The 12710-nt window shown below is 76.5% G+C and carries 10 protein-coding genes; 4 read left to right on the top strand and 6 right to left on the bottom strand.

Annotated elements, in window-relative coordinates:
- The first annotated feature begins 159 nt into the window (after nt 1-159).
- Entirely contained in the window at nt 160-3312 is a 3153-nt protein-coding gene (locus tag ACFVU7_RS38345) for an ATP-binding protein (RefSeq protein ID WP_388050528.1), read from the top strand.
- Between the two features lie 40 nt (nt 3313-3352).
- On the opposite strand, the gene ACFVU7_RS38340 is transcribed toward ACFVU7_RS38345, so the two are convergent.
- Nucleotides 3353-4603 (bottom strand): cytochrome P450, encoded by a 1251-nt coding sequence (locus ACFVU7_RS38340; RefSeq protein ID WP_388050525.1) that lies wholly within the window; start codon nt 4601-4603, stop codon nt 3353-3355.
- A gap of 186 nt (nt 4604-4789) precedes the next feature.
- Here ACFVU7_RS38340 and ACFVU7_RS38335 point away from each other — a divergent pair, with 186 nt between their 5' ends.
- Nucleotides 4790-5731: a TIGR01777 family oxidoreductase gene (locus tag ACFVU7_RS38335; RefSeq protein ID WP_388050522.1), complete on the top strand. Its 942-nt coding sequence runs from the start codon at nt 4790-4792 to the stop codon at nt 5729-5731.
- A gap of 124 nt (nt 5732-5855) precedes the next feature.
- Nucleotides 5856-6743: a hypothetical protein gene (locus ACFVU7_RS38330; protein ID WP_388050519.1), complete on the top strand. Its 888-nt coding sequence runs from the start codon at nt 5856-5858 to the stop codon at nt 6741-6743.
- 22 nt (nt 6744-6765) lie between these two features.
- Here ACFVU7_RS38330 and ACFVU7_RS38325 read toward each other — a convergent pair whose 3' ends face one another.
- On the bottom strand, nt 6766-7263 hold the full coding sequence (locus tag ACFVU7_RS38325; RefSeq protein ID WP_049658900.1) for a hypothetical protein: 498 nt from the start codon (nt 7261-7263) through the stop codon (nt 6766-6768).
- 107 nt (nt 7264-7370) lie between these two features.
- On the opposite strand from ACFVU7_RS38325, the gene ACFVU7_RS38320 reads away from it, so the two are divergent.
- Nucleotides 7371-7862: a winged helix-turn-helix transcriptional regulator gene (locus tag ACFVU7_RS38320; protein WP_388050516.1), complete on the top strand. Its 492-nt coding sequence runs from the start codon at nt 7371-7373 to the stop codon at nt 7860-7862.
- Between the two features lie 12 nt (nt 7863-7874).
- Here ACFVU7_RS38320 and ACFVU7_RS38315 read toward each other — a convergent pair whose 3' ends face one another.
- The 4 genes from ACFVU7_RS38315 to ACFVU7_RS38300 form a co-directional block, all read right to left on the bottom strand.
- Nucleotides 7875-8321 carry an SRPBCC family protein gene (locus ACFVU7_RS38315; protein ID WP_388050513.1) on the bottom strand — a complete coding sequence of 149 codons (447 nt, stop codon included), beginning with the start codon at nt 8319-8321 and terminating at the stop codon, nt 7875-7877.
- 39 nt (nt 8322-8360) lie between these two features.
- Nucleotides 8361-10697: a condensation domain-containing protein gene (locus tag ACFVU7_RS38310; protein ID WP_388050510.1), complete on the bottom strand. Its 2337-nt coding sequence runs from the start codon at nt 10695-10697 to the stop codon at nt 8361-8363.
- 61 nt (nt 10698-10758) lie between these two features.
- On the bottom strand, nt 10759-11547 hold the full coding sequence (locus ACFVU7_RS38305; RefSeq protein ID WP_387828422.1) for an SDR family NAD(P)-dependent oxidoreductase: 789 nt from the start codon (nt 11545-11547) through the stop codon (nt 10759-10761).
- 66 nt (nt 11548-11613) lie between these two features.
- The gene (locus ACFVU7_RS38300; protein WP_049653285.1) at nt 11614-12432 is read right to left on the bottom strand and encodes an AfsR/SARP family transcriptional regulator; all 819 of its coding nucleotides are present in this window, start codon (nt 12430-12432) and stop codon (nt 11614-11616) included.
- Nucleotides 12433-12710: the final 278 nt, after the last annotated feature.

Raw genomic sequence — 12710 nt, 5'->3', positions numbered from 1 at the left:
CGGCCCCGGGGGCGCGAGCTATCGGTTCGATGTATCGGATCGATATATCGGGAGGGTAGGCGCTGCCGCCTTCCGGGACAAGGGACGAGGGGCAAGGTCCACGTCCGCTGACCGGGGATCAGAACGGACGTACGGTCCGGTGATCGCTACCCTGGCGCGGTGACGATCGAGCTGCGCGTGCTGTCCACGGTCTCCTGCCGGGGTGAGGAGGTCACCGCGCCCGGGCTGCGAGGGCTGCTTGCCCTGCTGGCCGGGGAGGTGCGGGCCGGGTGCGGCCGGGGGCGGCTGGTGGACGGGCTGTGGCCGGAGGAGCGGCCCGAGCGGCCGGAGAAGGCGCTGCAGGTGCTGGTGTCGCGGGCCCGGGCGAAGTTCGGGGCGGAGCTGATCGCCAGCACGCCGACCGGGTACCGGCTGGGGCTCGGGGAGGAACGGGTGGACGCCTCGGCGGTGCTGCTGCACGCCGCGGCCTGCGCCGAGAAGGCCCGGGCCGGGGACCATGCCGGGGTGCTCGCCGAGGCCGAGGCGGGGCTGGAGCTCTGGGACGGGGACACCGCGCCCGCGGAGCCCGAGGGGATGGACCCGGTGTCCGCGCTGCGCGCCGAACGGGCCCGCACCCACCGGGTGTTGCGGCGGGCCCGGGCGCTCGCGCTGGCGCGCACCGGGCGGCACGCGGCGGCCGTCGAAGCGCTCGCCGGGGAGGCCGCCGGGCAGCCGCGCGACGAGGAGGTGCTGCTGGAGCTGCTGCGCTGCGAGGCCGGGACGGCCGGGGCGGCGGCCGCGCTCGGCCGGTACGACCGCTACCGCCGCGGCCTGCGGGACGCTCTGGGCGCCGACCCGGGGCCCGAACTGCGCGCACTGCACCAGGAGTTGCTGCGCGGTGCGGCGGCTCCGGTGCGGCGCGGGGTGCCGCACGAGCCGAACCCGCTGGTCGGCCGGGAGGCCGATCTCGCCGCCGTGGCGGAACTGCTCGGCACCGCCCGGGTGGTGTCGGTGGTCGGCCCCGGCGGGCTCGGCAAGACCCGGGTGGCCGCCGCCGTGGCGCGCGGGGCGGCGCAGCGGGTGGTGCACCTGGTGCCGCTGGCCGGAGTGGCGGCCGACCAGGACGTGGCCGGGGCGGTGGCCGCCGCCCTCGGCGCGGGCGACCGGGCGGGGATCGCCGGTGCGCTCGCCGCCGGGCCGGTGCTGCTGGTACTGGACAACTGCGAGCAGGTGGTGCGCGGTGTCGCCGATCTGGTGCACGCGCTGGTGGCCGCCCGCCCTGACCTGCGGGTGCTCACCACCAGCCGCACCCCGCTCGGGATCTCCGCCGAATCGGTGTACCTGCTCCCGGAGTTGGACGGGGCGTCCGCCGTCGAGCTGTTCACCCAGCGGGCCCGGGCGGCCCGACCGGACGTCGAGCTGCCGGCCGGCCCGGTCGCCGCGCTGTGCGCCCGGCTGGACGGGCTCCCGTTGGCCCTGGAGCTGGCGGCGGCCCGGGTGCGGGTGCTGGCGGTGCCCGAGATCGCCGACCGGCTGGCCGACCGCTTCGCCCTGCTGCGCGGCGGGCCCCGGGACGCGCCGCAGCGCCACCGCACCCTGCAGGCCGTGGTCGACTGGAGCTGGAACCTGCTGGACCCGCCGGGCCGGGCCGCCCTGCGCGCGCTCTCCGTCTTCCCCGGCGGCTTCACCGCCCGCGCCGCCGGGCGACTGCTCGACGAACCCGACGTCCTGACCGTCCTGGAGGACCTGGTCGACCAGTCGCTGCTGCGCCTGACCGACACCCCGAGCGGGGGACGGTTCCGGATGCTGGAGACGGTCCGCGAGTTCGGCGCGGCCGAGCGGACGAAGGCGGCGGAGGACGAGGCCGTCACCGCCCGGTTCCTGCTCTGGGCGCGGGAGTTCGGCATCGACCACCACGACGGCCCGTTCGGCCCGGCGGCCGTACCGGAGTGGCGGCTGGTCCGCGCCGAGCAGGACAACCTGGTCCGGGCGCTGCGGCTGGCCCTCGCCGCCGGGGACGGGCCCGCCGTCGCCGCGACCGCCGCCGTCCTCGCCGGGCTGTGGACCACCGAGGGCAACTACGTCCGGCTGCTCGCCCTCGCCGAGGACACCGGCGGCCCGGTCTCCCGGCTGCGGCCCGGGCCCGACCTGCTGGAGCCGGTGCGCACCCTCGCCGCCCTGAGCACCGTCAACACCCTGCTCGCCGCGGGCGGCGGGCTCGGCACCGGCACCGGCGCGCTGCGGCTGCTCGCCGCCCTGCGGCGGCTGCCCCCGGCCGCGCCGGACACCCCGGTGAGGGCCATCGCCACCGTGATGGCGGCCGTCCCCGAGGTGCTCGGCCCGAACGGCGGAGCCGCGGACGGCGACCCGGACGGCGACCCGGGCGGCGGGCTGTTGGCGGCCCTGTGCGCCGCCCCCGAACCGCTGCTCGCAGGTGTGGCCGAGGCGGTGGCCGGCTACCGCTGGGAGGCCGCGCAGGAGATGGAGCGGGCGACCGCCTCGGCGCGGCGGACGCTGGCGGCCTTCGAGACGCTGCCGGTGCCCTGGCTGCGGGTGCTGGCGCTCGCCCGGCTCGGCGAGCTGCATCTGCAGGGGGAGCGGGGCGCCGAGGCCCTGCCGCTGCTGGGCGCGGCGATGGCGGAGCTGGACCGGCTCGGCGACTGGAACGACATGCTGGGCCTGCGCTGGGGCATGGTGATCGGTAGCTTGCAGGCCGGGGACCCGGACGGCGCCGAGCACTGGCTGGAGCTAGCGGTGCGGCACCAGCCCGCGGAGGCCGCCGAGCTGCCCGCCCCCGAGCTGGGCGTGCGGGCCGAACTGGCCCTCGCCCGGGGTGAGGTGGACGCCGGTCTGGCGCTGTGGCGGCGCTCCGCCGAGCTGCTCGCCAGGGCCGTGGAGCCGCCCGCCGAGCCGTCCTGGGCGCTGGAGCCGATGGCGGCCTGCGTGGCCGCGCACGCCCGGTACGGCGAGTCGGAGCGGGTGGCCGCCCTGGCGGCTTCCCTCCCGGAGTGGCTGGTCGAACTGCTGGGCCGGCCGGCCGCGTTGGTGGAGGGCCCGCTCGCGGGGGCGCTGCTGCTCGCGCTCGGCCTGGTGGCGCTGGACCGGGGCGGCCGGGAGGGCGATCCCGAGCGGACCCGGACGGGCGTACGGCTGGTCGTGCTGGCCGAGCGGTTCCGCTGCCTGCGTACCTTCCAGCCGACCATGGGCTCGGCGGCGGCCCGGGCGGACGCGGAGCGGGCCGACCCGGCGGAGTACCGCCGGGCGGTGGCCGCGTACGCGGCGCCTGACCGGTCCACCCTGGCGGCCGAGGCGCGCCGGCTGGTGGGCGGCTGAGCGCGGAACCCAGAGCGGGCCCCGGCACGCCGGCGCCCGCTCAGAGCCGCACCGGCAGCCGCAGCAGGTGGAAGCCGTCGGCCGGCCAGTGGCCGAACTCCAGCCCGTCCCGCGCGACCCCGAGCGCCGCCTCCGGCCGCCGGATCAGCACCTGGTCCAGCACCACCGAGGTGACCAGCCGGCCGAGGGCCGCGCCCAGGCAGTAGTGCGCGCCGTGGCCGAACGCCAGGTGGCCGTCGCCGCGCCCGAACTCCCGGGCGATGTCGAGGCGTTCGGGCGCCTCGCCGTACTCCCTCGGGTCGTGGTCGGCGGCCAGCAGGGCGACGGTGACCGGGTCGCCGGTGCGCAGCGCCGTCCCGGCGAAGGTGAAGTCCTCGGCGGCGTACAGGGTGGCGCCGATCCGCACCAGGGTGACGTACCGCAGCAGTTCGGGCACGGCCCGCTCCAGCAGCTGCGGCTCGGCGCGCAGCCGGGCCAGCTGGTCGGGGTGGTCGAACAGGGAGAGCAGGCCGTGGGCGAGGAACAGCGCGGGCGGGGTGATGCCGGTGTTGATCAGCAGGAAGACGGCCGCGACCAGGTCGTCCTCGTCCAGCGGCTGCTCGCCGTCGCGGGTGTCGTGGGCCAGGGTGGAGACGAGGTCCCCGGTGGGTTCGGCGCGGCGGCGCGCGATCAGCTCCTTGACGTGGTCGACGATGCCGACCAGGCCCTCGACCGTGCGGCTGCCGTCGCCGTACGCGAAGTCGCGGATCCAGCCGCAGACCCGGGGCCGGTCGGCCTCTTCGACGCCGACCAGCTCGCAGATCACCTGGGTGGTCAGCGGGTAGGCGAACTCGCCCAGCAGGTCGGCCGGTTCGTCCCGGGCGGCGAGGTCGGCCAGCAGCTCGGCGGCGGTGCGCTCGACGAAGCCGCGCAGGGCGGCGATCCGGCGGGCGGTGAAGGCGCGGGTCAGGGGCGCGCGGCGGCGGGCGTGCTCCTCGCCGTCGAACAGCGCCAGGTGGCCGGAGAGGTAGCCGGCGTACTCGGCGGGGAAGCTGTCGAAGGCGGCGGCCAGCAGTTCGTCCTGCGGGTCGGATCCGGCGTCGGCCGGAGCGGCGAGCCCCGCCCGGTCCCGGACCAGCCGGGGCTCGGTGAGCGCGGCCTTCACGTCGGCGTAGCGGGTGACCAGTCGGACCGGGGTGTCCAGGCCGGGCAGGACGACCCGGGGCAGCCCGGTCTGCTCGCGGAAGCGGGCGTAGGCGCCGACGGGGTTCTCGACGTCCTCGGGGGTGAGCCGGACGGGGGTGGTGGTCATGGCGGGTCTCTCCTTCGTCACACGGCTGTGCGGCTTTCGATGCCCCGGAGCTTGCCGGGGCCCGCCTTCAGCGCGGTTTCACCGTGGTTTCAGTCGTCCGGCGGTGGCGCGGACGGTGTAATTGAACGCGTTCAGAAGTTTGGGCTAGGCTGGGCTCCCAGGAACCGGGGGCAGGAGGGGGAAGCCATGAAGGTCGTCATTCCCGGCGGATCGGGGGCACTCGGGGCGCTGCTCGACCGGAGCCTGACCGCCGCCGGACACCAGGTCGTGGTGCTGAGCCGCAGGCCCGCCGGGCCCCGGCAGGTCGGCTGGGACGGACGGACCCTCGGCGCCTGGGCGGCCGAGGTCGACGGGGCCGACGTCGTGCTCAACCTCGCCGGGCGCAGCGTCAACTGCCGCTCCACCGAGGCGAACCGGCAGGAGATGATGGACTCGCGGGTGCAGTCGACCCGGATCGTCGGCGAGGCCGTCGCGGCCGCCCGCCGCCCGCCCGCGCACTGGCTCCAGATGAGTACCGCCACCGTCTACGCCCACCGCCACGACGCCCCCAACGGCGAGCTGGACGGCCTGATCGGCGGCAGCGAGCCCGACGCCCCGGCCGCCTGGCGGCACAGCATCGACGTCGCCCGGGCCTGGGAGCGTGCCCAGGCGGAGGCCGACACCCCGCACACCCGCCGGGTCTCTCTGCGCACCGCCGCCGTCCTCGGCCCCGAGCGCGGCGGATCCCTCGACGCGCTCTCCTGGCTGGCCCGGCTCGGCGCCGGCGGCCCCGTCGCGGGCGGCTCCCAGTACGTCTCCTGGATCCACGAGCGCGACTTCGCCCGCGCCGTCGAGTTCCTGATCGCCCGCGAGGACCTCACCGGCCCGGTCAACCTCGCCGCCCCGAACCCGCTGCCGCAACGCGCGTTCATGCGCGAGCTGCGCACCGCCTGGGGCATGCCACTGGCCCTGCCCGCCACCCGCTGGATGGCCGAACTGGGCGCCTTCGCGCTGCGCTCCGACACCGAACTGCTGCTGAAGAGCCGCCGCGTCGTCCCGACCCGGCTGCTCGACGCGGGCTTCACCTTCGACCACCCGAGCTGGCCCGAGGCCGCCCGCGACCTCGTCCGGCGGCTGCGCGGGCGGTAGCGCTGTCCGGAGCGTGGTGGGCCGGGTTCGTCACGGGGCCGTCACAGCTGCCCGCCGGTGCTTGCCCGGGCCCGGCCGCTGCCGGGAGCGTGGAGCCCACACGCAGGGGACACCAGGGGGCGGGATGCGGACGGTACGGCTGTCGTACATGCGGCGGCGGGTGGACATCATCGGCGTCGGCTGCCTGCTGGCCCTGGTGACGGTGATCGTGCTGGGGGAGTCCGGTCTGGCCGACCCGGGGACGGCCGTGCTCGTCGGCGCCCTGGTGGCCGGCGCGGTGGCCGTCGGAGTGCCGCACACCTTCTGGCTGCGGGAGGAGGCGGACGGCCTCACCGTGGTCCGGCTGCTGGTCCCGCGCCGCTACGCCTGGTCGGAGATCCGCGGCCTGGCCATGGAGTTCGACGAGGAGGAGGAGACCAGCGTCCACCGGGTCACCCTCCGGCTGCGCCTGGTGGACCCGCCGGGCCGGTTCTGGGGCCCGCTGCTCGGCCGGTTCGACGTCACCGACGACGACCGGCCGCGCGGCCTCGAACCGCGCGCCCTGGCCGAGCTGTTCGCCCTCTTCGGCCGGCACGGGCTGCCCGTCGACCGGCCGGAGTTCGCCGACGACGTGCTCCACACCCGCGGGCTGCCGCCGACGCCGCCCCCGGCGGTGCGGAGCGTGCCGGCCGGGCCGGTGCCAACGGCGGCGGAGGCGTACGCGGCCGCCCCGGGCATCGCGGAGGAGGAGGCGTACCTGGCGGCCGGCCGGAACACCGCCAAGAGCCCGCCCCGCAAGCGGCGCGCCCACCTGCTGCGCGCCGCCGCCCAGGCCGACCGGATCGCGCTGGCGGGCGGCGACGCGGACCGCGAGCAGGTGGCGTGGGCGCGGATCTCGGCCGGCTACCTGTGCGAGCACGACGGCGTCACCGCCGCCACCGACGACGACGCGCGCTCGTACGTCCGCCAGCAGTACCTGGACTGGCGTCGGGCCTCCGCCGACCCGCGGCGCGGCCGCCGCGACGGAGGCTGACCGGGGGCCCGGCGTCGGTCGCCTACGGCAGCCGGGCGTGCTCGGCGCGGCTCTCGGCGATCCGGCGCGCGGCGAGGTCGCGGGCCCGGGCGCGGTCGTTGCCGGTGAGCCGGGCGAGGATCGCGGCGAGCGGCCTGACCTTGCCGAAGCCGCCCCAGTGGCCCTCGGGGATCTCGGTGGGGAACACCCAGATCCGGCCGGGGTCGCGCGGCCAGGCGCCGTCCTCGGCGTCCAGGATCGCCTCGGTGACGTCGGCGATGACGCCCGCGCGCTTGCGGGCGTCGAGCTGGCCCTCGGGCACCGACGGGACGACCTTGTAGCGCGGCGCGTCCGCGAGCTCGCCGCCGACGTAGACGGCGGCGGGCCGGTGGAGGAAGAGCCAGGACACCGAGCGGGTGACCGGGTCGGCGGGGTCGAAGCCCTCGTGGTGGATCAGGATCTCGGTGATGCGGTTGAGCAGGGCCGCTTCCGCCTCCGGGCGCAGGGCGCCGTCGGGGATGTGGACGTCGAGCATCGGCATGGCCGTCGCCTCCTGGATTTAATTTCTCAACTCAGGTGGCCCGGAGCCTAGCCCGGGCTGAGTACGGATTGTCAACCCAGGTGGGTCGGACGGGCTAGGATCGACCCATGGCGGAGCAGCGGCGGCGGATCGACCCGGTGAACTGTTCGATGGGGCGCGCCCTCGCGGCGGTCGGCGAACGCTGGTCGCTGCTGATCGTGCGGGAGGCGCTGGACGGCGCCAGGCGCTTCGGGGAGTTCCGCACCCGGCTCGGCATCGCCAGCAACCTGCTGTCCACCCGGCTCGACGGCCTCGTCGCCGCGGGTGTGCTGCGCCGCGTGCCCTACCAGGAGCCCGGCGACCGGCAGCGCTTCGAGTACCACCTCACCGAGAAGGGCAGGGACCTGCGGCCCACCGTGATCGCCCTGCTGGAGTGGGGCGACAAGTACCTCGCCGACGAGGAGGGCCCGTCGGTCGTCGTCCGGCACGGCGGCGGCGAGGAGCACGGCTGCGACGAACCGGTCACCCTCGTGCTGGAGTGCGCGGGCGGCCACACCCACCTGTCCCCGGACTCCGTCTACCGCAGCCCGGGCCCGGGCGCCCGCTTCCTGCCGTCCTGAGCGGCCGGGCCGCTACGGCCCCAGCAGGTGGTCCAGGACCCGGCCGAAGACCAGGCGCCCGGACCGCGCCAGGACCGGATCGAGCAGCGGATCGAGCGTCCGGGGCAGGCCGGCGACCGTCAGCTCCTCCGTCCAGGCCGCCGCGCTGCCGCCGCCCACCGCCCGGACCCGCAGCTCGGCCCAGCCGTGCACCGGGTGGCCGCGCTTGACCAGCCGGCACCGCCCGTCCCGGCCGGGGCCGGGGACGACCAGCTCGGTGAGCTCCATCGGGTCGTCGAAACGGAACGGCCCGAGGGCCGTCCGGGCCAGGACGACGTCGCCCGCCTCCCGGCCGGAGCCCCGGACCACGCGGACCCGGGTGAACGGCACCCGGTCCCCGTGCCGGGACCAGTCCGTCAGCCGCTCCCAGCACTCGGCGGGCGGCAGCGGCGTACGGCGGATCAGGACGAAGCGGGCCACGGTCGCCACCCTAGGCCCTCTCGAAGCCGCGCGGTGGCCCTAGCGGAGCCGCGGCAGGCCCCCCAGCAGGCCCGCCACCGCCGCCAGGTCGCCGCCCCCGTCGAGCAGCACCACCAGCGGCGGGTGCGCCGGCGAACCCAGCCGGGCGATCCCGCACGCCGTGGCCCCGAGCCCCGGCGGGGCGACCAGGGCGACCGGCGCGCGGGACTCCAGCAGCGGGCCGAGCACCGGGCGGTACGCGGCCGGGGGCGGGTCGTCCCCGGCGGGGCGCAGCACCCCGAGGGCCTGCGGGCCGGGCCAGTCGCGCGCGGCGCCGGGGTAGCGGGTGTGCGGGGCGTCGGGCGGGGGCAGCAGCAGGACCCAGCCCGCGCCCGGGTGGGCGGCCCGGCGCAGCACGTCCAGGCGCACCGCCGGGGCGGCCGGCTCGGTGCCCTCGGCGGCGCCGGCCGCCGGCTCGCCCAGCCGGGGCGCCGGCTGTCCGGCCAGGGTGGAGCGCAGCACCTCGGTGGTGCCCAGCCCGCTCGGCAGGTCGGGGAAGCTGCGCAGCAGGTGGGCGCTCTGGTCGAGGAGTTCGGCGGCGTCCCGGTCGGCGAGCAGGGCACGGTCGTGGGTGGTGGTGAGGACCAGCCCGCCGGTGGCGTCGTAGTGGGCGGCGAGCGTGATCGGGTACGAGGTGAGGGTGCCGGCCGGGGCCGGGCTCTCCACGTGGATGCCGTGCGCGGCCAGGTCGGTCTCCAGCCGCAGGTGGTGCGCCGCGGCGGGCTGGTGCTCCAGGACGACCAGGCTGTTCGGCCGCTGGCCGCGCGCGCCGGGCGTCCAGCGGTGGGCCTGGCCGGGGGAGACCCACTCGTACGCGGCGAGGTCGAGCACCCCGTCGCGCAGCGCCGCGAGCAGCTGCGGCACGGTGGTGCCCGGCTGCACCCGGACGGAGATCGGCAGCGGGTTGCGCAGGGCGCCGGGCAGCCGCTCGACGCCGTCCAGCGGGATGCCCCGGCCGGAGACGGTCACCGCGAAGCCGACCCGCACCGCGCGGGCCGGGCGGCGGGGCCGGTCCGTCTGCTCGGCGCGGTACAGCAGCAGCGCCCAGGCCGCCTGGAGGGCGCTGCTCTCGCCCGCGCCCCAGGCGGCCGCCCAGCCGCGCAGCCGGACCGCCTCGTACGGGGTGAGCCGGCGCCGGGCCCGGCCGCTGCCGCGCCGGCGCGGGTCGGGGGCGAGCGGCAGGACGGCGGTGGCGGGGGGCCGGGTGGACCAGAACTGCCGTGCGGCGTCGGTGCTCTGGCCGGACAGCCAGCGGGCGTGGTCGCGCAGGTCGGGGCGGCGCTGGCCGCCGGCCAGCACGCCGCCGGTCAGGTAGGCGCGGTAGAAGGACTGGAGCAGCAGCCGTACGCTCCAGCCGTCCAGCATCGCGTGGTGGTAGGTGAGCAGGACCCGGGTGGCGGGCCCCTCCCCGGCGTCCGGCGGCGCGTCGACGAGGGTGGCGCGCAGCAGGGCGGGGCGGCGCAGGTCGAAGCCGCGCCGGCGGTCGGCGGCGAGCAGGTCCTCCCACTCGGCGGCGCCGTGGCGGTGCCTGGTCACCTCGGGGACGGCGTGCTCGTGCAGCACCATCCAGGGGTCGTCGGGGCCGTGCTCGTCCCAGTCGAAGGCCGCGCGCAGCACCGTCTCGTGGTCGAAGACGGACTGCCAGGCCGCGGTGAAGCGCTCGGTGTCCAGCGGCCCGTGCCAGTTCCAGGACAGCTGCTCGACGTGCCGCCCGCCGGGCTCGGACTCCCCGATCACCTGGCGCAGCAGCTCCCGCTGGAGGGCGCTGGTGGGTACGGTGACCGGCTCCGGCGGGTGCGCCAGTGCTTCGCGCAGCTCCTCCAGCACCCCGGCGGCGCGGGCGAGCGGGCCTTGGGCGACGCCGACGAACAGCCGCCGCCCGCCGTCCGGTGCACCGCTCCCGGAGTCGTGGCGCCCGCCGTCCCCGGTGGCGTCGCGCGCCTCCTCGACCAGGACGGCCCGCAGCCGGGGGCCGTCGGCCAGGCTGCGCCCCAGTTCCACCAGCACCCGGTCGAGCCCGTCCGGGCCGTCCACCGTCCGCTGCCAGAGCAGGTCCGCCGCGGGCCCGGCGGGGTCGTCGGCGAGGACGCTGCGCAGCGCGGCGCGCAGCGCCTCCGGCGGGTATCGCTGGTGCAGCTCGACCAGGACGAACTCCGGTGTCCGGGAGGGCCGTTCGGGGGCCCGCCGGGGCCGGGGGGCGGCGCCGGCCAGCGCGGCGCGCACCGCCCCGGCGTCCAGCGGCCCGGGCGGACGGCCGGCGGGCAGGCAGGGCTCGGGCGCGGGAGCGCCGGCCACCAGCAAGGTGACGGGTGCGCTGGAGAACTGACGGTTCGTCATGGCTGATCAGCGGGCACCGGAGCCCTCATCCTTCCCGTGGCCGGCCGGGATCGCGCCGGGGTTACTGGGTGGCGAGCCCGCCGCAGACGTTCAGTGCCTGGGCGGTGATGCTGGCCGCGGTGGGGCTGGTGAGGTAGCCGGCCAGCGAGGCGACCTCCTCGGGCGTGGTGTAGCGGCCGAGCGGGATGTGCTGCTGGAAGTGCTGGTGGATGGTCTCGGGGGTGGTGTTGTAGGCGGTCGCGTACTCGTGGTGGATCCTGGTGGTGTGCGGGGTCTGGACGTACCCCGGGCAGATGGCGTTGACGGTGGTGCCGGTCGGCGCCAGCTCCTTGGCCAGCGCCCGGGTGAAGCCGATCACGGCGTGCTTGCTCGCGGTGTACGGGGCGCCCAGGGTGACGGCCTGCTTCCCGGCGGTGGACGCGATGTTGATGATCCGCGGGTGAGCGGTGCTGGTGATGTGGCCGTGTCGGAGGGTCTCCCGGGTGACCAGGAAGACCGCGTTCAGATTGGTGTCGATGACGTCGTACCAGAGGTCGTCGGTGGTGGTCGCGGTCGGCCCGCCGCCGGTGCGTCCGGCGTTGTTGACCAGGACGGTGATAGGGCCGTACTCGGCCACCGCGTGCCGGATCAGTTCGGCGACCTGGACGGGGTCGCGGACGTCGCAGGTGAGGCCGTCGGCCTGGTGGCCCTCGTCGCGCAGGGTGGCGAGGGCCTGGTCGATGTCCCGGGCGGTGCGGGCGCAGATGAAGACACGGTGGCCGCGGCTGCCGAGTTCGCGGGCGATGGCGAGGCCGATGCCGCGGGTACCGCCGGTGATCAGGGCGAGGGGTTTCTCGGGTGCGGTGGTCATGACGCGTCCTGTGGGTGAGGGCTGGGAGCTGGGAGAGGTCGGCGGGGACGGCCGTCCGGACGGGGCTCAGGCCGAGTACAGGTTGTAGGTGGTCGGGTGGGCCGTGGTGGGCGTGTTGAGGGTGGGGTCCAGGGTGAGGATCGCGTGCTGGAGGTGCTGGAGGTGCGGCGAGGGCTGGATGCCGAGCTCGGTGGTCAGCCGGTGCCGCAGGTGGTGGTAGGTGGTCAGGGCGCTGGTCTGCCGGCCGGCCCGGTAGAGCGCGACCATGGCCTGGGCGTGCAGGCCCTCGTGGTGCGGGTGCTGGTGGGTCAGGTGGGTGAGCTCGGGGATGAGCTCGTTGTGCCGGCCGAGCCGCAGGTCGGTGTCGATGCGGCGTTCCAGGGTGATCAGCCGGCTCTCCTCCAGGCGCATGATCTCGATGGTGAGGATCGGCCCGGGCCGGACGTCGACCAGGGCCGGGCCGTGCCAGAGCGCGAGGGCCTGGCGGAACTGGGTGGCGGCCTGGTGGTCCTGGCCGTGGTTGAAGGCGTGCTGGCCCTGGGTGGTCAGCAGGTTGTAGGTGTGGACGTCCAGGTTGTCCGGGTGGGTGGTGAGCTGGTAGCCGCCGTGCCGGGTGGTGAGGATGTCCTTGGCGGTGGCGTGCGGGGTCGGCCCGAGGGCCTGGGTGATCCGGCGGCGCAGCTGCAGGATGTACGTCTGCATCGTGGTGAGCGCCTGTCTTGGCGGGTCGTCGCCCCAGATCTCCTCGATCAGGGTGGCCGTGGGCAGGATCCGGTTCGGGTAGAGCGCGAGGAGGGCGAGGATCTGGCGCTGCTTGGCGGCGGTGGGGACGACGGAGATGCCGTTGAGGTCGGCGGTGAGGGGGCCGAGGACCCTGAGGTGCATGGCGGTTCTCCTCTCGTGCGGGTGAGTGGGGCTCGGAGGATCGTGAGCCCGTGGATTCGTGGGGCTGTGGACCCGTGGACCCGTGGGTCCGGTGAACTGTGCGCTGCTGGTGCGGAAGTGTGTTCGAATCAGGGGGATGGTGGGGTGGATGCGTCGCACCCTAGCGGCGCCACGGAGGGGCGGCCGGATTCCTCAAGTGCCCGTCGAGCGGGGTTCCGGGCGCTCTGGTGGGGGCTTCCGGGCAGCCGGAAGCGGGGGGGGGGGCGGCCCCCGCGGGG

Origin of the sequence: Kitasatospora sp. NPDC058046 (genome assembly GCF_042885595.1) — a bacterium.
In the GTDB taxonomy this organism is placed as follows: Bacteria; Actinomycetota; Actinomycetes; order Streptomycetales; family Streptomycetaceae; genus Kitasatospora.
This window is presented reverse-complemented; position numbering and strand designations above follow the sequence as displayed.

What these genes read in the sequence shown, in the direction of transcription:
- ACFVU7_RS38340 (WP_388050525.1), bottom strand. Translation starts at nt 4,603, where the DNA reads ATGACCACCACCCCCGTCCGGCTCACCCCCGAGGACGTCGAGAACCCC.
- ACFVU7_RS38335 (WP_388050522.1), top strand. Translation starts at nt 4,790, where the DNA reads ATGAAGGTCGTCATTCCCGGCGGATCGGGGGCACTCGGGGCGCTGCTC.
- ACFVU7_RS38330 (WP_388050519.1), top strand. Translation starts at nt 5,856, where the DNA reads ATGCGGACGGTACGGCTGTCGTACATGCGGCGGCGGGTGGACATCATC.
- ACFVU7_RS38325 (WP_049658900.1), bottom strand. Translation starts at nt 7,263, where the DNA reads ATGCCGATGCTCGACGTCCACATCCCCGACGGCGCCCTGCGCCCGGAG.
- ACFVU7_RS38320 (WP_388050516.1), top strand. Translation starts at nt 7,371, where the DNA reads ATGGCGGAGCAGCGGCGGCGGATCGACCCGGTGAACTGTTCGATGGGG.
- ACFVU7_RS38310 (WP_388050510.1), bottom strand. Translation starts at nt 10,697, where the DNA reads ATGACGAACCGTCAGTTCTCCAGCGCACCCGTCACCTTGCTGGTGGCC.
- ACFVU7_RS38305 (WP_387828422.1), bottom strand. Translation starts at nt 11,547, where the DNA reads ATGACCACCGCACCCGAGAAACCCCTCGCCCTGATCACCGGCGGTACC.
- ACFVU7_RS38300 (WP_049653285.1), bottom strand. Translation starts at nt 12,432, where the DNA reads ATGCACCTCAGGGTCCTCGGCCCCCTCACCGCCGACCTCAACGGCATC.